This window comes from Thermodesulfobium acidiphilum (genome assembly GCF_003057965.1).
In the GTDB taxonomy this organism is placed as follows: Bacteria; Thermodesulfobiota; Thermodesulfobiia; order Thermodesulfobiales; family Thermodesulfobiaceae; genus Thermodesulfobium; species Thermodesulfobium acidiphilum.
Genome location: NZ_CP020921.1, coordinates 706,781 through 728,409 on the forward strand (window position 1 = coordinate 706,781; position 21,629 = coordinate 728,409).

Annotated in this window: 23 protein-coding genes and 1 tRNA gene; 17 read left to right on the forward strand and 7 right to left on the reverse strand. The window is 32.8% G+C overall.

The genetic code is table 11. The features are described from left to right. The first annotated feature begins 9 nt into the window (after positions 1–9). Complete coding sequence (gene rfbB, locus TDSAC_RS03700; protein WP_108308938.1) at positions 10–1,005, forward strand: dTDP-glucose 4,6-dehydratase; 996 nt, start codon at positions 10–12, stop codon at positions 1,003–1,005. Here the strand turns inward: rfbB and TDSAC_RS03705 are convergent. The 3 genes from TDSAC_RS03705 to TDSAC_RS03715 all read right to left on the reverse strand — a co-directional run bounded on the left by TDSAC_RS03705 (position 987) and on the right by TDSAC_RS03715 (position 4,279). After that, the gene (locus TDSAC_RS03705; protein ID WP_108308939.1) at positions 987–1,946 is read right to left on the reverse strand and encodes an RluA family pseudouridine synthase; all 960 of its coding nucleotides are present in this window, start codon (positions 1,944–1,946) and stop codon (positions 987–989) included. The genes rfbB and TDSAC_RS03705 overlap by 19 nt on opposite strands. Positions 1,947–1,968: 22 nt before the next feature. Next, positions 1,969–3,432: an NFACT RNA binding domain-containing protein gene (locus TDSAC_RS03710; protein ID WP_108308940.1), complete on the reverse strand. Its 1,464-nt coding sequence runs from the start codon at positions 3,430–3,432 to the stop codon at positions 1,969–1,971. A gap of 67 nt (positions 3,433–3,499) precedes the next feature. Next, on the reverse strand, positions 3,500–4,279 hold the full coding sequence (locus tag TDSAC_RS03715) for a sulfide-dependent adenosine diphosphate thiazole synthase (protein ID WP_108308941.1): 780 nt from the start codon (positions 4,277–4,279) through the stop codon (positions 3,500–3,502). Between the two features lie 350 nt (positions 4,280–4,629). On the opposite strand from TDSAC_RS03715, the gene TDSAC_RS03720 reads away from it, so the two are divergent. The 8 genes from TDSAC_RS03720 (at position 4,630) to TDSAC_RS03750 (ending at position 10,994) form a co-directional block, all read left to right on the forward strand. Then, positions 4,630–5,463: an MBL fold metallo-hydrolase gene (locus TDSAC_RS03720; protein ID WP_108308942.1), complete on the forward strand. Its 834-nt coding sequence runs from the start codon at positions 4,630–4,632 to the stop codon at positions 5,461–5,463. Positions 5,464–5,669: 206 nt separating this feature from the next. Beyond that, positions 5,670–5,745: transfer RNA gene (locus TDSAC_RS03725), tRNA-Ala, on the forward strand. Between the two features lie 15 nt (positions 5,746–5,760). After that, positions 5,761–6,957, forward strand: coding sequence for an SAM-dependent methyltransferase (locus TDSAC_RS03730; protein WP_108308943.1), 1,197 nt, complete (start codon positions 5,761–5,763; stop codon positions 6,955–6,957). A 164-nt stretch (positions 6,958–7,121) separates the two neighbouring features. Continuing rightward, positions 7,122–7,265, forward strand: coding sequence for a hypothetical protein (locus tag TDSAC_RS09025; protein WP_199919900.1), 144 nt, complete (start codon positions 7,122–7,124; stop codon positions 7,263–7,265). 29 nt (positions 7,266–7,294) lie between these two features. Beyond that, the gene (locus TDSAC_RS03735; protein WP_108308944.1) at positions 7,295–7,624 is read left to right on the forward strand and encodes an EAL domain-containing protein; all 330 of its coding nucleotides are present in this window, start codon (positions 7,295–7,297) and stop codon (positions 7,622–7,624) included. A 143-nt stretch (positions 7,625–7,767) separates the two neighbouring features. Further along, complete coding sequence (locus TDSAC_RS03740) at positions 7,768–8,880, forward strand: Eco57I restriction-modification methylase domain-containing protein (protein WP_150130288.1); 1,113 nt, start codon at positions 7,768–7,770, stop codon at positions 8,878–8,880. After that, the gene (locus tag TDSAC_RS03745) at positions 8,858–9,226 is read left to right on the forward strand and encodes a TaqI-like C-terminal specificity domain-containing protein (protein ID WP_108308946.1); all 369 of its coding nucleotides are present in this window, start codon (positions 8,858–8,860) and stop codon (positions 9,224–9,226) included. Before TDSAC_RS03740 ends, TDSAC_RS03745 begins: the two co-directional genes overlap by 23 nt. Positions 9,227–9,311: 85 nt before the next feature. Further along, entirely contained in the window at positions 9,312–10,994 is a 1,683-nt protein-coding gene (locus TDSAC_RS03750; RefSeq protein WP_108308947.1) for a hypothetical protein, read from the forward strand. A gap of 292 nt (positions 10,995–11,286) precedes the next feature. On the opposite strand, the gene TDSAC_RS09030 is transcribed toward TDSAC_RS03750, so the two are convergent. Together TDSAC_RS09030 and TDSAC_RS09035 are read right to left on the reverse strand one after the other, a co-directional pair. Continuing rightward, a complete protein-coding gene (locus tag TDSAC_RS09030; protein ID WP_199919901.1) occupies positions 11,287–11,466 on the reverse strand; it encodes a hypothetical protein in 180 nt (59 codons plus the stop codon). A 273-nt stretch (positions 11,467–11,739) separates the two neighbouring features. After that, positions 11,740–12,027, reverse strand: coding sequence for a hypothetical protein (locus tag TDSAC_RS09035; protein WP_199919902.1), 288 nt, complete (start codon positions 12,025–12,027; stop codon positions 11,740–11,742). Between the two features lie 471 nt (positions 12,028–12,498). Between TDSAC_RS09035 and TDSAC_RS03760 the strand changes: the two genes are divergently transcribed. Continuing rightward, on the forward strand, positions 12,499–14,736 hold the full coding sequence (locus tag TDSAC_RS03760) for an NADP-dependent isocitrate dehydrogenase (protein WP_108308948.1): 2,238 nt from the start codon (positions 12,499–12,501) through the stop codon (positions 14,734–14,736). 72 nt (positions 14,737–14,808) lie between these two features. Here the strand turns inward: TDSAC_RS03760 and TDSAC_RS03765 are convergent, their stop codons facing one another. After that, positions 14,809–15,012, reverse strand: coding sequence for a hypothetical protein (locus TDSAC_RS03765; protein WP_199919903.1), 204 nt, complete (start codon positions 15,010–15,012; stop codon positions 14,809–14,811). Positions 15,013–15,357: 345 nt separating this feature from the next. Next, positions 15,358–15,630 carry an isocitrate lyase/PEP mutase family protein gene (locus TDSAC_RS03770; RefSeq protein WP_199919904.1) on the reverse strand — a complete coding sequence of 91 codons (273 nt, stop codon included), beginning with the start codon at positions 15,628–15,630 and terminating at the stop codon, positions 15,358–15,360. A 192-nt stretch (positions 15,631–15,822) separates the two neighbouring features. On the opposite strand from TDSAC_RS03770, the gene TDSAC_RS03775 reads away from it, so the two are divergent. The 7 genes from TDSAC_RS03775 to sucC all read left to right on the forward strand — a co-directional run bounded on the left by TDSAC_RS03775 (position 15,823) and on the right by sucC (position 21,627). Next, positions 15,823–17,076 (forward strand): 3-isopropylmalate dehydratase large subunit, encoded by a 1,254-nt coding sequence (locus TDSAC_RS03775; RefSeq protein WP_234405758.1) that lies wholly within the window; start codon positions 15,823–15,825, stop codon positions 17,074–17,076. A gap of 39 nt (positions 17,077–17,115) precedes the next feature. Further along, positions 17,116–17,616: a LeuD/DmdB family oxidoreductase small subunit gene (locus TDSAC_RS03780; RefSeq protein ID WP_422822122.1), complete on the forward strand. Its 501-nt coding sequence runs from the start codon at positions 17,116–17,118 to the stop codon at positions 17,614–17,616. 160 nt (positions 17,617–17,776) lie between these two features. After that, the gene (locus TDSAC_RS03785; protein ID WP_108308950.1) at positions 17,777–17,992 is read left to right on the forward strand and encodes a 4Fe-4S dicluster domain-containing protein; all 216 of its coding nucleotides are present in this window, start codon (positions 17,777–17,779) and stop codon (positions 17,990–17,992) included. Next, positions 17,989–19,125, forward strand: a complete 1,137-nt coding sequence (locus TDSAC_RS03790) for a 2-oxoacid:acceptor oxidoreductase subunit alpha (protein WP_108308951.1) — start codon at positions 17,989–17,991, stop codon at positions 19,123–19,125. The genes TDSAC_RS03785 and TDSAC_RS03790 overlap by 4 nt, the downstream gene beginning before the upstream one ends. Then, positions 19,122–19,949: a thiamine pyrophosphate-dependent enzyme gene (locus TDSAC_RS03795; protein ID WP_108308952.1), complete on the forward strand. Its 828-nt coding sequence runs from the start codon at positions 19,122–19,124 to the stop codon at positions 19,947–19,949. Before TDSAC_RS03790 ends, TDSAC_RS03795 begins: the two co-directional genes overlap by 4 nt. Next, positions 19,946–20,515 (forward strand): 2-oxoacid:acceptor oxidoreductase family protein, encoded by a 570-nt coding sequence (locus tag TDSAC_RS03800; protein ID WP_108308953.1) that lies wholly within the window; start codon positions 19,946–19,948, stop codon positions 20,513–20,515. The genes TDSAC_RS03795 and TDSAC_RS03800 overlap by 4 nt, the downstream gene beginning before the upstream one ends. 14 nt (positions 20,516–20,529) lie before the next feature. Continuing rightward, positions 20,530–21,627: an ADP-forming succinate--CoA ligase subunit beta gene (gene sucC, locus TDSAC_RS03805; RefSeq protein WP_108308954.1), complete on the forward strand. Its 1,098-nt coding sequence runs from the start codon at positions 20,530–20,532 to the stop codon at positions 21,625–21,627. Positions 21,628–21,629 lie beyond the last annotated feature (2 nt).

Genomic DNA, 21,629 nt, shown 5'->3' on the forward strand with positions numbered 1-21,629 from the left:
GAGAGATAAATGAATATATTAATTACTGGTGGTGCAGGCTTTATAGGCAGCGAGTTTGTGAGACAATCAGTTGAAAGGGGTTATAAAGTTAGCGTAATCGATAAGCTAACTTATGCAGGTTCTATGGACCGAATTAACTCAGTTGTTAAAGAAATTAGATTTTATAAAGATGATATTAAGAACGAAGATTCTATAAAGAAAATTATAAAAACAGATAAGATCGAAGCTATTATAAACTTTGCAGCTGAGACTCACGTGGATAGATCTATTCTTAAACCAGATGAATTTATTAGCACAAATATCTGTGGCACTACCAGCATATTAAATTCTCTGGCAAATTCTGATGTTTTGTTGTTACACGTGTCTACTGATGAAGTTTATGGTGAGCTTGGAAAGGAAGGAAAATTTTCTGAAGATTCACCACTTAGACCGAACTCTCCCTATTCCGCCAGTAAGGCAAGTGCAGATTTACTGATAAAAGCTTATGCAAGGACCTTTTCCCTTAGAACTCGAATAGTTAGACCTTCAAACAACTACGGAATGTGGCAGTTTCCTGAAAAATTAATTCCGGTAGTAATATATAAAGCTTTAAACAATCAAAAAGTTCCTATATATGCTGATGGAAGCAATATTAGAGAATGGACATACGTAAAAGATTGCTGCAGCGCAATTTTTAAAGTCTTAAATGATGGTAAAGATTCTAATATTTATAACATTGGCAGTGGAGAAGAGATGACCAATCTTAATCTTGTTAAAAAAATATTAAGTATTTTAGGCAAGTCAGATGAGCTTATTGAGTTTGTAAAGGATAGACCAGGACATGATTTTCGATATTCGCTGAATACTGAAAAAATTTCAAAAGAATTGGGATGGAAACCGTCTTTTTCAGTAGATGATGGCTTAAAGGAAACCGTCCAATGGTATGTAGAAAATTATGCATGGTTGGAAAAGGAAGTTTCAAATTTAAAGGAGTATTGGAATAAAGTTTACAGATCTAAATCGTAGTTAATATTGCATTTTTTTATAAAATTCTGCAAATCCTCAGGTAATGGAGCCTGGAAGCTTACTACTTCTTTTGTGACCGGGTGTAAAAATTCTATTTTTAGTGCGTGTAGAGCAATTTCAGGGCAATTTTTAAAGCTTTTTGTTGAATACTTTTTATCACCTACTATGGGATGGCCTATATAGGACATATGAACTCTTATTTGATGTGTTCTTCCTGTATAGATATTTACTTTCAAGAGAGAAACTGTTTGATTTTCAAAGGTTCCCTTACCAATAATAGAGTACTCAGTAAAAGCTACCTTTCCTGATAAATCTACTTCCATTTTTTGCCTATGAATTTTTGAGCGTTTAATAGGCATTGAAATAAAGCCTTCTTTATAATTTAGGTCTCCATGAACTAAAGCTAAATAAGTTTTTTTTACCTGACGGTTTTTAAATTGTTCTGAAAGTTGTCTCATTATTTTTTCTGATTTTGCTATTATCAGTACGCCAGTAGTTTCTTTGTCGAGTCTATGAACAATTCCAGGTCTTTCTTGATCTGTAAACTCATCTTTGTGAATTGAATTAATAAGTGCATTGAGTATAGTATTTCTGAAATTCCCAGCTCCAGGATGCACCACCATGTTCCTTTCTTTGTTTATGATTATGATGTAGTAGTCTTCATATAGGATCTTTATATTTAATTTATCGTGCTCTATTGACATGGTTTTTTTAGGTTTTAGAAGGAGAGTTACTTTGTCATATGGTCTAACAGTGAAAGACGGTTTTTTGACGGACTTATTGTTTACTTTTACAAAGCCCTCTTTAATTAGTTTCGAATAATAATTTCTTGATTCTTCTTTTATGGTTTTGTAAAGAAACTGATCAAGTCTTTCTTTATCAAAAGTTGGGAGGGCAAAGAGTTCTATTTGATTAGAATTTATTTTCTTTTCATCGTACATAGTTTAAAATTTTATTAAAATCCTAAAAATTTTCTTCCTGTTCTGGTGATACAAAGATTGTCTTTTCATTTCTGTAAAATATGGTTCCGTTTTTCTTTCCCTTTGGTTTTGTAAGATATTTTACTTGCGTAAAAACTACTTCAACTTCTTTTTCTCTCTTGGCTTTTGAAAAATGAGCACATATTTGTGCAGCTTTTTTAATGTCAACTTGGCTTAATTCCTTTTTTGTAGTTTTTAAAATCACGTAACTTCCAGGATAATTTCTTGTATGAAACCACCAATCGTTTGGATTTGAAATTTTTAAAAGATTAATGTTAGAATTAGCATTTTTTCCAACTAATGCAATAGTATAATCGTCAAAATCAATTTTTATGTAATCTTTTGGCCTATCTTTTTCTTTATGACTTTTTTCTTTAGTACTCTTTTCTACTCTTGAATTATCAGTATTTTCAGCTTTAACTCTTTGTATTTGTGATTCTAAAGAATTTATCATTTTTTCAATTTTTAATAGGGCGCTCTTCATCTTTTTTGATTTTTCGAATAAATCGTTTGCAAGTTTGCCTGGAGTTTTGCTTAGATTTCCAATTATTTTGTCGTTAAAAACGTACTGGTTATTTATGATTTCGATTTTATCTAAATTATTTAAAATATTTTGAGCTTTTGAGTGTATATCTTTCCAGCGTAAATTTTTTTCATAATCTTTTCTAACGTTTTCAAGTTTTTTTTCCAGATATGCTATTTTTTTCTTTCTTTGTAATTCTAATTCTCTTTTTTTCTTCTCTTCATTTATTTCAATAATTTTATTTATGCCAACTGAGTAGATATTTTCTAAAATAGAGCTTTTATCAAAATTTAAAGACAAAATTAGTTCGTTGTTTAATACCTTTGAATTTAGGTTTTCAAAATCAGCATTTATCCATTGGATCACCTTTTGAGGAGTCCAATCCTTTACCTCTTCAATAACGTTTTTTGGAATGCCGAACGTCTTTTCTGATAAGGCTTTTTCAATACCCAGCTCTGATAGGATTTCGAAAGTAATTTCTTTTGGCTCAAGCTTTTTGGTGGACTTTTCAGGATATTGATACTCTAATGCGGGAAGAATCTTTCTTTTCAATGGGTCGTCGGGAATTATTTCTTTATAAGAGGTTTTAATAATATTGTCTACCAGTGCGATTGCGTTTGATTTGTTTGTGATCAACTCAAGAACAACGTCTACTTTGGGAAGCTTCCCTACAGGAAAGTCATTTGAAAAAGATATTTTTAAAACTTTATCAAATCTGTTTATTGTAATTTCAGATATCTCAGACCCTATTAGATGTTTGTTCAAGAAATCGTAAAAAGGATGTTTATATGGTTCTAGTTTTGTAATCTTTTCCTTTGAAATACCTATAAAAGGAATGCTATTTACAAGAGATATAAAGAAGAAGATAGCACCTTCTTCCTTGTTCCAGAGATTTAGAACAAAACAGTCCTTGTAAAATAGCAACTTGCTAACCTGTCTTTTAACTAATCTATCTCTTGCTTCTAAAAAGCCTAAATAAAGCGCTAAGGTACTAAACAGTTTTTATGTACTCCATTATTAGTTTGGCAGCTTTCAACCCAGATTTTATCATTCCGCCAAATATTGGCCCCATTCTACTTCCGCCGTCCACGTTGTTGGCTGCCATCCCAGAGACAAATAGACCGTTTGCTAACATTTTTGTATTGTTTACCGTATCTTCTTCTCCTTGAACTGCGTTCATAAAGTGCTCTTTCCTAAGAGGTAACTGAACTCTTTTTGAATAGATGTTTGCAGCTATGGCATCGTGGCCTGTGGCGTCAAGAACTGCTTTTGTTTGAAAAACCATCGGATCCACATGAAGACCTGCTATTTCTATACCTGTATTATTCACAACTACGCCTGTGATTGCATTATTTGTATACTCTAAATCTACAACGGTCATCAGATTGAAAAGCTTAACGTTCTGAGTTTTGAGCGCTTTAGCGATTAGTTGACTTGCAAAAAGACAGGAGTCTACCACAAGCGCATCTAGGTCTTCTACAAAAGGAATTTCTAGTTCATTTAGATAGTCTTTTAGATCTTTTTGTATAACGACTTTGTTAAAGGACATAGAGCCACCCCACGTACCCCCGCCAGGTGATAGCTTTCTTTCCATAATTACTACTTTATATCCTGAATTTCCCAGCTCTCTTGCAGCGGTTAGGCCAGATGGTCCTCCTCCTACGATTATAACGTCAGAGGTAAGCGCGTCAGTAATGCTTTCGAAATAATGTTTTAAAATTAATTTGCTGACATTTACGTCTGTAACAGGATTAAGAAAGTGTTTTGTCATTATTTCCTCCTCAAAAAATTTTGTACTAAATTATAAATGATACAATATATTTGGGATTTTTTCATGCTGATGTCATAGAGATTAAGTGATAAATTATGCTGCCTATATATCTATGCTAACAAAGAACTGAGGAAAAACTCTTAATATTAATATATTAGAGATATTATATGTCATAAAAGATATATAGATTTAGAAGAGCTTTTGATATACTTTACGCTATAAATGTAAATCATTTGGAGAATGGAAAATAAAAACTATATTAATTCAAGTGTAAAAAATTCTATAAAAAGATACTTGAGTAGTAAGCATAAAATAAAGATTTCTTAAAAATTTAGAAAGGAGAGGTCAGTATGGATTTAAGAATTACTATTTTAGCTGAAAATAGTGTAGCGCTTCCATTTGGTGTTATTGGTGAACACGGTTTTAGCGCTTTAGTAGAAACCCCTAACTTTAACTTTTTATTTGATACTGGTCAAGGTAAGGCTTTGTTAAATAATTCAATTGCTTTAAAAAAAGATTTAGCCAGTATAAAGTTTTTGTATATATCCCATGGGCATTATGATCATGTAGGCGGTATTGCTGATCTTTTAAAAATTAAGTCTCCACTTGAAACATATGCGCATCCAGATATATTTTCTAATAGGTATTGGTCAATTGGCAATACAAGAAGATATATAGGGATACCATTTAGCCGATTTTATCTTGAAAGTCTTGGCGTTAAATTTAATTTTCATAGAGAATTTACAGAGATAGAGAAGGGTATTTTTTCGTCTGGAGAAGTTGAACGTAAAACAAAATTTGAGAAGATTGATAAAGAAATGAAAGTTGTAAACGCCAATGGTGAACTGGTTCAAGATGAGATTTGGGATGATTTTTCTTTAGCTATAGAAACGCCAAAAGGTCTTGTGGTTCTATTAGGTTGTGCTCACGCTGGCATAATAAACATTTTAAATCACTTTATAAATAAAACAGGTAAAAAAGAAATATATGCTGTAATAGGGGGAACCCACTTAGGCTTTGCTTCGCAAGAGCAGATTAACAGTGTCCTCGAGGTGATTGAAAAATACAATATACAGAAATTGGGTGCCTCTCATTGCACGGGCATGGAAGTTGGAGCAAAATTGTATAACAAGCTCAAGGATAGATTTTTCTTTGCAAGTGCTGGTAGCGTATTTGAACTATAAAAACTTTTGAAAAAATTTGGTAAAAATGAGACTGTTTGTATATTTTTGTCTAGCTTAGAGTTATAACGTTAAATTTTTAAGTTTTTTATGCTCTCAATCTTAAAGATAGCTTTTGTTATATTTTTTTTGATCAATTTCTATCTGTAATACCTTAATCCACCTTTAAAGTTGCAAAAAAATTCTAAGTCCTTTATAATAATTGCAGTGGGCCTGTGGCGCAGTTGGGAGCGTGCCTCAATGGCATTGAGGAGGTCAGGGGTTCGAATCCCCTCAGGTCCACCAAGTGGAGACTATATTATGAGTAAAGCTGAGTGTGAATTATATTTTAAAAAAATAGATTCAAAAGGCTTCAGGGTAAAGTATTGGGACGAAGAAGTTGTAGATTACGGCAAAGGTGAACCCAATTTTACCATAACCTTTAAGAAAGATCTGGCAGATTTTTCTATAAAAGAAGGAGACTTAACAGAGCTAATAGAAGATAACGCTGAAGAAATTATAGATATTGATGGAAAGATAGATGATATATGCGCTGCGTTTGGTTTTAATCAGGAGACTGATACCTTTAAAACTATAAAAAGACAAATTTTATTATCCATTGCTGAACTATTAATAAACGTCAGGAAAGAAAGACAAAAAAAAGAAGTCCAATCTCACTATGATCTTGGTAACGACTTTTTCTCTTTATGGCTGGATGACACTATGACTTATTCATGCGCATACTTTAAGGATCCAAATATGAGCTTACGCGATGCCCAGATAGAAAAGATAAATCACACTCTTAAAAAATTAGACTTGAAAAAGGATGAAAGGCTTCTCGACATAGGAAGTGGCTGGGGTCATTTAATACTAAAAGCTGCACAGGAATATGGAGTAAAGTGTATGGGAATAACCTTAAGTGAGGAGCAATTTAGGGCGACTAAGGATCTTATAAAAAGATCAGGACTTGAAGATAGAGTTGAAGTAAGACTTATGAACTATCTTGACCTTGATGAAAATAAATTGCAATTTGATAAGATAGTTAGCGTTGGGATGTTTGAACATGTTGGGAAAGAGAATTTAGAGAAATACTTTGAGAAGATCAATAAACTTCTTGTTGATAAAGGTTTATCTCTACTGCATACGATAACCTTGCCTGAAGTTTCCGAAGAAGATTCTTTTAGCATCTGGTTAAAGAAATATATTTTTCCTGGTGGTTATATTCCAGAGTTGAGAGAATTGGTTAGTATTTTGCCCAAATATGACTTTCATCTTATGCATCTTGAAAGCTTAAGAATGAATTACGCCTTGACGCTTGATAAATGGTATGAAAATTATTCTCTTCACGCCAAAGAGATAGAAGAAAAATTTGGGAGACAATTTATGCGTCGTTGGGGGTTTTATCTAAAAGGTTGTGCAAACGCTTTCAGAACATCTGGCCTTGATGTTCATCAACTTCTCTTTTCAAAGGGCCTCAATAACGATATGCCTTTGACGTTCGAGTATATATACAAATAATTTCGGTATATATTTTTCTCAAGAAATCTGCAAAATTTTTCCAACTGTCATTGATTGTTACCAAATTATTAAATAAGTGAATTTAGGGTAGTTTTTTGATACTGCTAATGGTCTTTAGTAAAATTTTAATTTAAATATGATTGTTATTTTTAAGGAGATTTAAAATGGGTAACGAGCGCGAATGGAAATGTAAAAGGTGTGCTAGTTTGCCTGTTATAAGTAATGAAGAAGAAACAGTTATGTTTCGCTGTGATGTGGATTTGTTACAAAATAAACTTTATAATACTCTTAATGAAATTGGGATTTGAACTGATAAATGATGGCGAAACGCTAAAAATTGAAACAAAAAATTTCAACAGTTTTTAGAGTTTTTTCGACGCAACCGTATTCAGAGATTGAGCAAGAAGGTATTCATGTTTTATTTCTGAAAAAAGATGAGACTTTAAAATTTTCCGCTTTGTCAAACACTAAAACTCTTAAAAAATGGCTTTTTCTATTAAACAACGTAGATTTTATAAATATATTTGAAAACAAGTCATTAACCACATACTTTCAGCCTATTCTGGAACTAAATAATATGCAAATAAAGGCTTATGAGTGCTTAACAAGAGGTGTCAAGGCTGATGGAAACCTTATGGCGCCCAATCTACTTTTAAACTTGCAATAGAGAATGATCTTTTGTTCTTTCTTGATAGACTATGTAGAGAAAATGCGATAAAGACTGCTACGGTTAAAAACATTAATTGCGATTTATTTATTAACAAGGATAGATCTAACTGATACTTCTTGTATCCCTTTGTCAGCTTTTCATTGTCTATTAGCTTTACAGAATCTAAATCAATGTGTTCTCTGATATCCTTTGGAAAGAACCTGCTTATAAAAGTTCTCGTATCCAATTCATTTGAAGAGATAGAAGGAAAGATAAAGCAAATTAAGCACAAGTTCTTTCAGGCAAAAACAAGAAACAATAAGATGAATCTTCAAAAAAGAGACAAAGAACTAAGGAAAAGGTTATCTGAAATGCTAAATAAAGTTATTCCATTTGAAGACTCTGAGAAAATAGCTAACTTTGATATCTTTGACCAGAATTCAAGCGCTGATTGGTTTGACCCTGAGTGGATGTTTGGCTTAAGAGATGGCTTTGATATTGTAATCGGAAATCCACCGTATGGAATTAAAGTCTCTCAAGTTGATCTTTCAAAATATAAATTTAGTGATTCAAAGAATAATTCAGCATCTCTTTTCATTGAGTTTGGTTTTAAGATAACCAAGAATAATGGGGTTGTAATCTATATAGTTCCAAAGTCTTTAGCTTATTCTGATGGTTGGTCGAAAACAAGGAAATTTTTGATACTTGAAAATAAATTAAATTCAATAATTGATGTTAGTAAAGCATTTGAACACGTTAAGCTAGAACAGGTGATAATTTGTTTTTCAAAATTTCAGCAAAAACAATATAGTATTTCAACAGGTGAGGGTTGGTTTGATTGTATAAAAAAAATAGGAGAAATTGGAAATTTTTTTGCTCTAAATTTAGATATTTTACCTATTTATATCAATAATACTAAGAAAAACATTTTAGAAAAGATCAAAGATAAAACTTTATTGCTTGGACAAATTTCTGAAACATGTAGGGAGATGCCTTTTCAGAAAAAAATTAGTAAAAATGGAATTCCGATCTTAAGAAGAAGAAATATTGGAAAATATTATATTCATGGAAACCTTGATTTTGTTACGATTTCAAAAGATGAATTGAACATGCCAAAACTAAAAAAACTTTTAGAAAAAACACCTAAAATTTTGTCTCAAAATATTGTGGCTCATATAATGAATCCTGTAGATAAAGTGCTTATTATGTCTACTATTGACTTTGATGGAAGTTTAACCTTAGAATACGGTAATGAATACATATATAAAAAATGAATTTAAAGATATTTTTTCATATAGTTATATTTTGGGAATTTTGAACTCTAAATTATCAGAATGGTTTTATTACTGGTTTGTTTATAATAGGGCCATAAGAACTATGCATTTTGATAAATATTATATTGGCAAACTTCCAATAAAAAAAATTGATACATCCAATCAAAATATTGTTTCTGAAATAGAATCAAAGGTTGAAGATATTCTTACTATTAAACAAAAAGATAGTAGTTCAGATACCTCTCAACTTCAAAGAGAAATAGATGGATTGGTTTATCAGCTTTATGACTTAATTAAGGGTGAAATAAAAATCATCGAGAAGGGGGTTTATAATAGGGATAGATGAAATTTCTGAAGAAAAGAACTTAAATAAAATATACGATGCATTTTTATTTGGTTTTTTTACTGATTTTCTAAAATCAAGCGAGGATTTGCCAGATTCAAGCTTAAAGGATTTTTGTCGTTTAGAATCTTTGTTCTGGTTAAATAATTTCGATGAATATTACGAATATATAAAAGAATTAAGTTCTAAAGATAAAAATATAGGATATTTGCTTGAATTTAATTTTAAACTTTTTGCTCTTGAATATATTCCAAAACTTTATGTGGAAAAGTTTAAAGAGAATAAAACCTACGAATATAAAGAGGAATTTAAAAGTCTTTTACCTGAATTTTATCGTATTTTAGAAAAGCCAATAGACAGAGTAGCTTCTCCTTTTTATTTAGAAGTTTTACTCAATATATTTATTATATATTTAGGTATTGCTGAAAAACTATTTGATGTCAAAAAGCTTCCACTTTCCGATCATATAAGACTAAAAACAAACATTTTTACAAAACTTCAGCAGATAGAATCAGAATTTCAAAATCAAAGTTTTAATACAGAAGAAGATAAAATCTGGCAAACTCTTATTTACAAAGGATTAGCTAATGTTTACTCTTATTATGATGAGTTTTCACATATAGAAAGGCTATACTATGAAAAATCTTTGACAATTAGATCGAATGTGTTTGCTTTGTTAGATATGATTGATTATATTTTCGATGATGATGAAAAAGAATATGAAGCATGGAATTATCTTAAAAATTTTGAGAAATATTTTAATTATGAAAAATCGTTAGATGAAACAGAATATTTTATTTTTTTTGATAAGAAAACACAATTTTCAGGATATCAAAGTAATCAAGAAATAAAGGATAGTTATATAAGAGCTATCAGATCAATTGAGAAAATGAAATATAAAACAATTTATGAAAGTTATTTTTACTATAATTTAGCCCTATTTTTAGAGGACGAAGAAGATTATTTAAGAAGTGAAGAAAATCTTAATAAGTCATTAGAAATACTAAAAAATGCTTGTCAAATACCCGATCTAAGTTATAAATCAGATATAAAAAACAGAGAGAATTTGATTTATTTTTTAGATGATTTTGAAGATTATCTTTATGAGATATGTTTTTGCCAAATTAATTTAAATAAAGTAGAAAGTTACGAAGAAACTCTTGCAAATATGGAAAACATTAAGGACGAATTAAGTTCTCAGGACTATTATGACGAAAAAACTGATATTTCCTATGATATAACTCTTTTAAGGTCAAAAATTCTTGAAAATATAGAGAAATATGATGATTTGATCAAGATAATTGAGAATTGTTTAAACGAAAACAGAAATCTGCTTTCTGATGAACAAAAATCAGAATTAAAGGCGAGACTTGCTGTTGCATATTTAAAAGTTGATAATTTAGATAAATATAATAAATTGGTAAAAGAGGCTATTGATTTGGATTCTAATAATAGAACTGTATTAGAAATAGCGGTAAAGAGAGATTATTTAAAAACTAAGTTTTTATCAAAGAAGCATTGGTATGAAATAATCAAAAGCTTTTCAATTCCATTTGTTATTTTTACACTAATTATTATACCTTTATTTAAAATCCATTTAATTCCTGAATTGTATGGCTTAATTTATAATTTACTTATTATAATTGCAATAGCTTGTTGTTTGCCGCCCGTAATTGCATTTATTTATCCGATTGTTTCAAGGATATCAATAGGTAATACTGTAATAGATTTTGAACTACCTCACAAGGAAAGAAAATCCGATTTGCACTAAATAAGCCAAAATCAATAACCAAAATCCAATCTAACATTATCCCTCCCCTCATTGATAAAAATGTCAAGTGTTTCAAGTATTGAAGATTGTAAAACAATTGGTCAAAAAGTTCAAAAAAGGTATAGTAAAACATGATGTTGTATGGAAGAGAAGAGTATCTAAAAAAAATAGAAAAACAAAAACAATTGATCCTATAAAATAAACCTAAGGACAATATTGGGAAAAATGAATTTGAACGTTTTCGTTCTTATGAGAAGAATTTGTTCAGGATTTCTACTATCTTTGGAATAAATTATTTGCTATCTAAGTAAGTATTGTTTCTATTGTATTCTTTATTTACACGTTCCTTAAAAAATTTTATAAAATCTGGAAATGTTTCTTCTTTTATAATATCCTGTACATTAAAAATATGAAGATAAGCATGCCTGGAAGAATATATTCCCAATCTTTTAATTTCACAATTTGATGGCAAACCGTCAATACCGCCAATTTTATAAAGTATATAATATCCAAGTAATTGATTTAAATATTCTTGAGTTAATATAAAATTTTTTGTAGTTTTAATATCTATGATTGCATTATCTATTACTATATCACAATCTGCTCCTCTAATAAGTTAAGATGCTTAACCAAATGTTGGATTTAATATATATTGTTTTTGATATAAAATATTCAGGTTTTACTATTGATATTAAATTTTTTAGATCTTCTATATCTTTTTCATCAATATTTCCTAAATCTTTATCTACCAATCCAGCTCTATATATATAATATCTATTTGACCTAACAACAATGTTATTTTGAGTAAATTTGAATTAATTTCGCCTTTATTAATAAAATCTTCGTAAACTTTTTTTGCTTCGTGTATAATTTTCGCTGTTTTTTTATAAATTGAAGTACCAAATAATGGATCATCTACTCTATATTCTAATAAACGAAGAGATGACATAGCTACCCATTCGTGTTCTATAGCATTTGGATTTTTATTTTTTATATAAAAACGAAGTAAATAATCAAATGCTGTTCCAACCAATGGATAATTTAGTTGATAAGGGAGGGAATAATAATTCTGACTTAGTTTTTAATGAAGGCACTTTAAAAAATTTTAAAAGTTTCTTTAATTTCTTTGTTCTTATAAAAAAGATGTTAGACTCAAAATATACCTCCATAAATTTTAAATTTTGATTATTGGTAAAAAAATTTATACAAAAATATAGGTTTACTAGTCTATAAAGATTAATTCCAATTTTTTTCTGTAAATTTGTCCTTTGATAGAATCAATTGAAATTGATCTTACTTCAAGGTTGTAAATCTCATTTACTCAATGTCAATAACAACTCCTTATTTACTCTTATGGAAAACAAAAAGTAACCTGATCTTTGATAAAAGGATAGAAAATCAAATTCGTACTAATTAATTTAAAACCAAAATCCAATCTACCCCAATCACTAAATAAGTTTATAATATTTTGTGATGAAAAAATAAATTTGAAGGGAAGATTGCGATGAACGACAAAGTGAAGGTAACCTGGACTATTACTGATGAAGCGCCATATCTTGCTACATTTTCCTTGCTCCCCATAGTAAAGAAATTTTTTGATGTGTCAGATATCGAGATAGATATAAAGGATATCTCTCTTTCGTCAAGGATATTGGCCAATTTTTCTGACTTTCTAACTGAAGAGCAAAGGGTCTCTGACGATCTTTCTATTCTTGGTGAACTTGTAAACCAGCCAGATACCATTCTCATAAAGCTGCCAAACATAAGCGCTTCTCTTCCACAACTGAAGATTGCCATAAAGGAATTGCAGTCAAAAGGATACAATCTGCCTGATTATCCAGATGAGCTAAAATCAGATTGGGATGAGCAGATAAGAGAGAGATATTCCAGAGTATTGGGCAGCGCTGTGAACCCGGTATTAAGGCAGGGGAACAATATTCGCGCGGTCCCTAGGTCTATCAAAGAAACAGCCAAAAAATTTCCTGAGTTGATGGGACTTCCTTTAAAGGAGTGGAGTTCATCTTCTAAGACTCACGTTTCACACATGACTGATGGGGATTTTTATGGCCATGAAAAATCAATAACTCTTTCAAAGAATACCAAAGTAAGGATAGAGTTTATAGATAAAAGCGGCAGTGTTTTCGTCTTTAGAGAGCTGAATCTTTTGGACAAAGAGATATTTGACGGTTCATTTATAAGCATAAAGGCCTTGTCTGATTTTTACGAAGATCAGATAAAGGATGCAAAGAGAGAGGATATATTGTGGTCGTTACACCTTAAAGCCACCATGATGAAGATATCCGATCCAGTATTATTTGGCCATGCTATCAGGACATACTTTAAGGAAGTATTTGCAAAGCATCAAGACACTTTCAATGAGATAGGAGTCAATCCAAACAATGGATTAAGCGATATCCTTTCAAAGCTAAAAAAATTATCTGATGACAAGAGAACTGAAATAGAGAAAGATATAGAGGCTACTTATGAGAAAAATCCAGGTTTGTATATGGTAGATTCAAACAAAGGGATTACAAATCTTCATATGCCTAATCTTGTCCTTATAGACGCCTCAATTCCAACCATCATTAGAGACGGAGGAAAAGCCTGGGGTCCAGATGGTATGCTTCATGACGTAAAGATAGTTATTCCTGATAGGTCGTACGCTACCATATATGCTGAAATAGTTGAAGATTGTAAGAAAAATGGAGCTTTTGACAGAACTACTATGGGAACTGTTATAGATATCGGTCTGATAGCAATGAAAGCTGAAGAGTACGGATCTCATGACAAGACTTTTATAGCTCCTGATGATGGAGTTTTCAGAGTGGTAGATACTGAAGACGGCCAAATTCTTATGCAGCACTCTGTAGAAAAGGGTGACATATGGAGAGGTTGCCAGGTAAAGGATGTGGCTATCAGAAACTGGGTTCAAATTGCTGTAGAAGAAACTAAGAAAAATAATCTTCCTGCCATATTCTGGCTGGATGAAAACAGACCTCATGATAAAGAGGAGATCAAAAAGGTTAGAGAATATTTGAAAACTTATGACCTAACAGGTCTGGATATAAAGATAATGAAGCCCTTGGATGCAATGAAAGCTACTCTAAAGATGATTAGGAAAGGACAGGATGTGATTGCAGTAACTGGGAATATATTAAGAGATTATCTTTCTGATCTCTTTCCTATATTGGAAGTAGGAACCAGCGCAAAAGTATTTTCTATAATCCCCCTTCTTTCAGGTGGTCGCATGTTTGAGACTGGTGCAGGAGGTAGCGCACCAAAGCATGTAGAGCAATTTCTGGAAAAAAATCACTTGAGATGGGATTCTATTGCAGAATTTGTAGCCATTTCTCAAAGTCTGAGGTTTATTTTTGATAAGTATAACCTTAGAAAAGCTTTTGTTTTAGGCAATGCCTGTGAAGGTGCAATATCTGATATACTCTCAAATAAAAAATGGCCGTCGAGGAAGGTTGGGGAGATAGACAATAGAGGAGAACACTATTATTTCATGAAATATTGGGCCAATCATCTTTCGAATCAGAAAGAGGATATTGACATAAAAGAAAAATTTTTAAAAGTAAAGATTGAACTTGATAAAAATGAAGACAAGATTAACGAAGAGCTTTTGAGCGTTCAAGGTAAAAAGGTTGAGATAAATGGCTATTATAGGCCAGATAAGGACATAGTAGAAAGGCTAATGCGTCCAAGCTCGATTTTAAACAATATAGTGGACAATATATAAAAATCAAAATCTATGTTGGCCGCTAAACTTAGCGCAAGTTTTACCGTGGCGTCCATTTAGCGGTCAACTTTATTATTTATTTTCTGGCAAGAATTTCTTTTCTAGATCTCTAATTTCGGGGAATCCTATTAATTTATTAAACTCTTGAAATGGGAAAATCCTGTCCTGCAGGTTTTTATTTGTGCCATCTTTATAAAGTTGATTAAGCGTTTCATAAAGAGCTTTTGCAGCTGCATAAATAGTTGGCACAGGAACACTTATCCTTGAAAATCCCATATCTTCAAGTTCTTTAAAGCTAAGAAGTGGAGTCCATTATCTATCCCATTATCCTAAAAAACCCTTAAATGTAGTGCCTACTGAAAATATTACTCCTGACTTTATTGTATAAAATGCTATAATTTTTCTATGTTTGTAAGAATAAAAACAACACCCAAAAGCCCAAGAAAGTCTGTTCAGATTGTTACATCTTATAGAATAGGCGGCAAGGTCAAACAGAGGATTGTAAAGCATGTAGGCATAGCGCGAGACGATAAATAATTAGAGGAGCTTAAATCTTTAGCCTATTCTATAAAGGTAAAACTTGAAACAGAAAATCATCTCCCTATGGCCACATCTTTTTGGCTATATCTGATCTTCGAGGTTTATTCCAGCTATACCCGCTTGTTCGAATTCCTGGACTATTCTAATAACGTTTAGAGAGTTCCCATATCTCGTGTCTTTATTTGCCATTACTGGAATATTTACAGCATTACAGATGTTATGGGTATGGCGCAAAACTTCGTCAAAACTCAAAAGGCCTATATCTGGTTTTCCGAGTAAACTTGCGCTAAATCCATATCCTGACAACTGTACAGCTTTAAAGCCAGCAAGTTCTACCATCTTGCAGAAAGACAATCATAGGCACCAGGCATTACTAAAATTTCCTTTGCTTTTATTAAATCTAAAAGTACTTTTGCTTTAGACATTTTTTAGCTCCTCATTTAAGAATTATTTAGATTATACTTAGATATTTTAACTATCTTCTAGTATTATATTAAAAATATCTTTTATAATTAATTAACAGAAAATTGAAAGGACGTGAAAGGTTTGGCCAAAACTATGGTACAAAAGATCTTTGAAAGGAAGATTGAAAGTGATGTAAAATCAGGGATGATGATAATTGTGCCTGTTGATCTGGTTTACGTTCAGGATGGTACAGGACCTTTATCCTTTAGACAATTTGAAAAGCTTGAAAAGGATAGTCTGGCATTTTCCGAGAATACCGCTATATTTTTAGATCATGCTGCTCCTTCCCCAAGAAAGGAGTTATCAAATGATCATATATATTTAAGAACAATGGCTTCAAAATTGGGTTGTAAAATATACGATGTGGGAGAAGGCGTTTGTCATCAAATAGCAATAGAGTCTCTTGTAAGGCCCTTTGACATAGTTGTTGGTGCAGATTCCCACACGTGTACAGGTGGTGCTCTTGGAGCTTTTGCTACTGGTATGGGTTCTACCGATATAGCTGTGTCTATGGGACTTGGAAAGAACTGGTTTAGAATTCCTGAGAGTATACTCATAAAACTTATTGGCAAGATGCCTAAATACATCACTGGAAAGGATATTATTATATCCATTGTAAAGTATTTCGGATCGAATGGTGCTAGCTATCAAGCGCTGGAATTTTCAGGAGATATAGAAAATATTTCAATTTATGATAGATTGACGATATCAAATATGGCAATTGAGTGTGGTGCAAAGGTTGGGATATTCCCATCTGATGAGGTTACGAGAGAATTTCTTGAAAAAAACAATCGATTTGAAGACTTTAAAGAATTAAAGCCTGATCCGGATGCGGAATACATCGATAGACTGGAGTTCAAACTTGATGAGATTGAGCCGATGGTGAGCGTCCCTCATTATGTGCACACTGCAAGGAGAGCAAAGAATCTAAAAGATATAAAAATAAATCAGGTTTTTTTAGGCTCTTGCACGAATGGCAGGCTGGAGGATTTAAGGATGGCTGCAAAGATATTGAAGGGAAAGAGCGTCGCAAAGGGCGTAAGGCTGATAGTGGTTCCCGCATCAAAGAAAGTATATCTGGATGCTATCAAAGAAGGTATTATTGAAACTTTGGTAAATTCTGGGGCGAGCATAATGGCACCAGGATGTGGACCCTGTGTAGGCGTTCATGAAGGAATCTTGGGCGACAACGAAGTAGCACTTGCCACGTCAAATAGAAATTTTCGTGGCAGAATGGGAAACCCTGATTCATATATATACCTGTCTTCGCCACTTACAGCAGCAGCCTCTGCGATTACAGGATATATTACCGATCCAAGAGAGTTTGACATTTAGTTATCAGGAGTAAATTTATTTTAGGAGGACTGAAAATTGATTATATCGGGAAGAGTAATAAAAGTTCAAGACAATATATCCACAGATCATATAATTCCGGGAAGATATTTTCATTTAAGATCAGATCTGAAAAAGCTATCTGAACATACCCTTGAAGATGTAGTGGAAAACTTTTACGAAAAAGCAAAGAACGGTGTAATACTGGTGGGCGGTAGCAATTTTGGCATAGGTTCCTCAAGAGAGCATGCTCCTATAGTATTAAAAATGAGCGGTGTAAAGGCAGTAGTAGCAAAATCCTTTGCCAGAATATTTTTCAGAAATGCTATCAATATTGGTCTTCCTGTAATTATTGTAGATACATCAAAAATTTTTGATGGAGACGACATCACAATAGATCTCGAAAAGGGCGTTTTAAGAGAAAGGAGAGATAGTTATAAGCTAAATTTTCCTCCCCTGGATATCAGAATTCAATCAATAATAGATGAAGGCGGAATTGTAAATTACATAAAAAAACATGGCGACATTTCGTTTGAGATGTAAATAGCCTAATAAAATCACCTAATACAATAGAAACAAAAGTTTTTTTAATGGATATTATAAAATATGTAAATAAGGTAATAGTACTTTTAGTAATATAATTTTGTATATAGCTTATTTATTAACAATACAAAACATTATATTTTGTTTGAAAGGGGAAGTTATGTCACAAAGTTCTCGTCTAGAACCTGTGGTAAACAGGGCTTTTTGCAAGGGGTGCGGGATATGTATAGAATTTTGTCCGGCAAACATTCTTGAATTCGATGAGCAGAGAAAGTGTAGAGTAACTGATCCCGAGAAGTGTATAAATTGCTATCAGTGTGAGTTAAGATGTCCAGATTTTGCGATAGAACTTGTTGAAAAAGGTGAAAAAAAATGAGCGCAAAACTAATTCAGGGTAATGAAGCAGTGGTTTACGGAGCAATTAAAGCAGGACTAAAATTTTTTGCAGGATATCCAATTACTCCTTCTACAGAGATAGCAGAAATGTGTGCAAGAGATCTACCAAAGGTTGGGGGAGTTTTTATCCAGATGGAGGATGAAATATCTTCGATAGCGGCTTGTATTGGTGCATCATTAGGCGGGTTTAGAGCTATGAGTGCAACTAGTGGTCCTGGTTTTTCTCTTATGCAGGAAAATATTGGTTATGCAATAATGGCAGAAGTGTCAGTTATCATTGTAAATGTACAGAGAATGGGGCCAAGTACAGGAATAGCGACAGCACCATCTCAATCTGATTATATGCAGGTAAGATGGGGGACACATGGAGATCATCCAATGGTTTCATTTGCACCATTTTCTGTTGAAGAATGTTTTACTGAAGTTGTAAGAGCGTTTTATTGGTCTGAGAGGATTTCATCTGTAGTAGTTTTACTTCTTGATGAGGTAGTAGCTCACATGAGAGAAGGTATAGACATTGATAATATTAAAGATGTTGTTCAGATTCCCGAACGTGGTCCATTTCCTGAGGAAAAAGAAGGATATCGACCTTATAGAGTTGAGATAGATAAGGGAGCAAAATTGCCACCTCTTGGAACAGGCTACAGGTTCAACGTTACAGGTCTAGTGCACGATGAGTTAGGCTTTCCTGTAGAGAATCCTGAAAAAACAGAGTTCTTGATTAAAAGATTGCACAATAAAGTAGATGCAGTTGAAGATGAGATAACTTCTTATGACGAAAGGTATACAGAAGATGCTGAAGTGATAGTTATTTCTTATGGTTCGGTTGCCAGATCAAGTTTACGTGCTGTAAGAGAACTTAGAAAGAACAACGTTAGAGTTGGCTTTTTTAGACCAATTACGGTATGGCCATTTCCCTCGAAAAGAGTGAGGGAACTATCAAAGAACGTTAAAAATATAATTGTGGCAGAAATGAGTATGGGCCAAATGGTACTTGAGGTAAGGAGATCGATTGTAGAAAATTGTAATGTAACTTTGATTCAAGGCATAAAAGGAGAGCTTATTACTCCAGATATCATATACAACACTGTAAATGAGGTGATCTCAAAATGATTGGGGAGCTTGTTAAAAGATATCTAAGAATGGATAGATTGCCTCATATGTGGTGCCCTGGTTGTGGACACGGTATTGCCCTTGGTGCGCTTCTCAGGGCTTTTGATAGGGTAAAGATTGATAAGGATAGGACAGTTATACTCTCTGGCATCGGTTGTGCTTCTAGAGTAGTGGGATACTTAGATTTTAGTACTGTTCATACTACTCACGGTAGGGCTCTAGCTTTTGCAACCGGATTGAGGCTTGTTAGAGATGACGTAAAAGTCATCGTGATAATGGGCGATGGAGATGCTTTGGCTATTGGCGGCAATCACTTTATACACGCCTGTCGAAGAAATATTGATATAACTGCAATTGTTTTAAATAATCAGATATATGGTATGACAGGTGGACAAAGTTCACCTACTACTCCCCAATCTATGTTATCTACTACCACGCCGTATGGAAATTTTGCACGAGCATTTGATTTTTGTAATCTCGCTATCGGTGCAGGAGCCACTTATGTGGCAAGGGCTACTACATATCATGTCTCACTTATGACTGAACTTTATGCGAGCGCTATAAAACATCACGGTTTTTCTTTTGTAGAAACTTTTACACAGTGTCCAGTGAATTATGGGAGAAGAAATAAGTTTCCTGATCCTGCTTCGATGCTCAAATATATGAAAGATATTTCTGTGCCATTTAAGGTGGCTCAGAATATGGGAAGCGATGAGTTACAAGGAAAGATTGTGATAGGTGAACTAATAAAAGAAAAAGAAGATGTAGAGCTAAATAAAGTAGTTAGAGAGCGCATAATGAAATTTAGAGGAGGTGCCCAGTGACAAAGGAACTAAGATTTGCCGGAACTGGGGGTCAGGGTCTGATACTTGCAGCTATCATATATGCTGAGGCTGCCCTCTACGATGGATACAGGGTTTTACAGAGCCAATCGTATGGACCAGAGTCAAGAGGAGGGGCAAGTAAGGCAGACTGCATCATTTCTGATACAGAGATAGATTATCCGAAAGTATATCTAGCTGACTTTTTGCTTGCTATGTCACAAAAGGCATATGATAAATATAAAAAAGACGTTAAAAATGGTTCTGTTATATTGTTCGATTCTACTTACGTTGAAGTGGAAAAAAGAGAAGAAAATATTATTTATTTCAGTGCTCCTATATCAAAAACGGTAAGAGATAGGATAGGCAAAGAACTAGCATCAAACATAGCTGCCCTTGGAACCATTTCTGTTGTATATCCTTTAATTGGCGAAGAAACCTTATTGAAAGCTATTTTAAACAGGGTGCCAAAAGCAACAATAGAGTTGAACAAAAGCGCATTTGATATAGGGAAACAATTAGGCAAGGAGATCTTGGAGGCTAAAGGTTCTATAGAATTTGTATTTTAATAAGGGGTGAATTAATGAGACTTTTTGAATATCAGGCTAAAAGTATTTTAAATCAATATTTGAAAGTACCAGAAGGGGTCCTTGTTGAAAAAGAAAATATGGGGCAAATGATTAAGAAATTAAATTTACCATGCATTCTAAAGGCACAGGTAAAAGTTGGAGGTAGAGGGAAGGCTGGGGGAGTTTTGAAAGTAAAGGATTTAAATGAGTTAAAAAGTAGTCTTGAAAAACTTTTTTCTATGGAAATAAAAGGGGAGAAAGTTAACAAAGTGCTTGCAGAAGAGCTAATAGATATTGACAGAGAACTTTATTTTAGCGTGATTTTCTATAGACCTTCTAGAAGATATATGATGGTTTTTTGCAAAGAAGGCGGAGTTGACATAGAGCAGCTTGCTGAGGTAAAACCTGATGCTATTAATAAAGTTAAGATAGATCCAATTATAGGTTTAAAGGATTTTATGATAAGAAACTTGATAAAAGATTTTGAACTTTATAGCATATTAAACCAGTTTATAAAAAGTGCGTATAAAATTTTTGTTGAAAAAGACCTTGTAATACTTGAAATAAATCCTCTTGTTATCACGAAAGATAAAGAACTAATTTGTGCAGATGCAAAGGTGGAGTTTGACGATAATGCCCTTTATAAGCATCCCGAATTTGAGGCTTTTCTTGAACAATCTGAAATAAAGGCAAGAAATTTAGGCTTTTCATTCGTACCTTTAGAGGGAGATATTGGAATTTTAGGAAATGGTGCAGGATTAGTTTTAGCTACTATTGACTCTGTAACCAGAGCAGGTGGAAAATGTGCTAACTTTTTAGATATTGGAGGCGGAGCAAAAGCTGAGAGGGTTAAAAGCGCACTTAAATTTTTAGTAGAGCAAAGGCAACCGAAAGGTATCTTAATAAACGTATTTGGTGGAATTACAAGAGCTGATGAAGTAGCAAAAGGCTTATTAGAATTTGAGGAAGAGCAGAAATTAAATCTTCCAGTAGTAGTAAGGCTTTCTGGAACTAAAGCTGAAGAGGGATTAGAAATGCTTCGGGGAAGATTTGAAATAGTTTCGTCTTTGAGAGATGGTGCTAAAAAGATAGTAGAGTTAGTTAATCAATAAAT

Excerpts from the sequence above, each read along its gene's own strand:
- TDSAC_RS03765 (WP_199919903.1), bottom strand. The coding sequence starts at position 15,012 with ATGGGATTTTCAAGGATAAGTGTTCCTGTGCCAACTATTTATGCAGCT.
- TDSAC_RS03790 (WP_108308951.1), top strand. The coding sequence starts at position 17,989 with ATGAGCGCAAAACTAATTCAGGGTAATGAAGCAGTGGTTTACGGAGCA.
- rfbB (WP_108308938.1), top strand. The coding sequence starts at position 10 with ATGAATATATTAATTACTGGTGGTGCAGGCTTTATAGGCAGCGAGTTT.
- TDSAC_RS03705 (WP_108308939.1), bottom strand. The coding sequence starts at position 1,946 with ATGTACGATGAAAAGAAAATAAATTCTAATCAAATAGAACTCTTTGCC.
- TDSAC_RS03795 (WP_108308952.1), top strand. The coding sequence starts at position 19,122 with ATGATTGGGGAGCTTGTTAAAAGATATCTAAGAATGGATAGATTGCCT.
- TDSAC_RS03730 (WP_108308943.1), top strand. The coding sequence starts at position 5,761 with ATGAGTAAAGCTGAGTGTGAATTATATTTTAAAAAAATAGATTCAAAA.
- TDSAC_RS09025 (WP_199919900.1), top strand. The coding sequence starts at position 7,122 with ATGGGTAACGAGCGCGAATGGAAATGTAAAAGGTGTGCTAGTTTGCCT.
- TDSAC_RS03760 (WP_108308948.1), top strand. The coding sequence starts at position 12,499 with ATGAACGACAAAGTGAAGGTAACCTGGACTATTACTGATGAAGCGCCA.
- sucC (WP_108308954.1), top strand. The coding sequence starts at position 20,530 with ATGAGACTTTTTGAATATCAGGCTAAAAGTATTTTAAATCAATATTTG.
- TDSAC_RS03715 (WP_108308941.1), bottom strand. The coding sequence starts at position 4,279 with ATGACAAAACACTTTCTTAATCCTGTTACAGACGTAAATGTCAGCAAA.
- TDSAC_RS03720 (WP_108308942.1), top strand. The coding sequence starts at position 4,630 with ATGGATTTAAGAATTACTATTTTAGCTGAAAATAGTGTAGCGCTTCCA.
- TDSAC_RS03745 (WP_108308946.1), top strand. The coding sequence starts at position 8,858 with ATGAATACATATATAAAAAATGAATTTAAAGATATTTTTTCATATAGT.
- TDSAC_RS03785 (WP_108308950.1), top strand. The coding sequence starts at position 17,777 with ATGTCACAAAGTTCTCGTCTAGAACCTGTGGTAAACAGGGCTTTTTGC.